Origin of the sequence: Sutterella massiliensis (assembly GCF_016899755.1) — a bacterium.
GTDB classification, from domain to species: domain Bacteria; phylum Pseudomonadota; class Gammaproteobacteria; order Burkholderiales; family Burkholderiaceae_F; genus Sutterella; species Sutterella massiliensis.
This window is the reverse complement of sequence record NZ_JACJJC010000311.1, coordinates 1-408: the sequence shown is the minus strand read 5'-3', so window position 1 is coordinate 408 and position 408 is coordinate 1. Positions and strand designations below refer to the sequence as shown.

Annotated in this window: 1 protein-coding gene; it reads left to right on the top strand. The window is 56.6% G+C overall.

Annotated elements, in window-relative coordinates:
* A partial coding sequence (locus H6A60_RS12710) for a hypothetical protein (RefSeq protein WP_205105213.1) occupies window positions 1–201 on the top strand: 201 nt, incomplete at its 5' end.
* Window positions 202–408: the final 207 nt, after the last annotated feature.

Genomic DNA, 408 nt, shown 5'->3' with positions numbered 1-408 from the left:
GCTCTGGACGAAACCACTAGTGACAACCACTTGTTCGGGCCGCACTTGGACTCCCTGTGTTTTAAGGAGTCTGCGGCATATCGCGTGCCGAAGGGGCAAATAGCCTTGCGGATCGCTGTAGGAACGGTGGAGCCAAGGAGATCGTGCCAACTGCGCGGCAAAACGAAGGAAATGCTTCTCCGCGATGCAGTTAATGCCTGAAGCGTAGGTCGTCAAAGGTCTTCTGGTAAAGCTTCGCTGTTCGGGGACCATTTCTCTTCGAGCACGTTCCGTCTTTTCCAGGATCGACGCGGAAGGCCGTCTTGAGGCCGTGTTCACGGTCTCCAGCCGGGATTCTTCGGCAGGGTTCGGTTTCTCTGCAACGTTCTCTTCGCAAACGAAGAAGCCGGCCCCGCGCTTAGCCTGAAC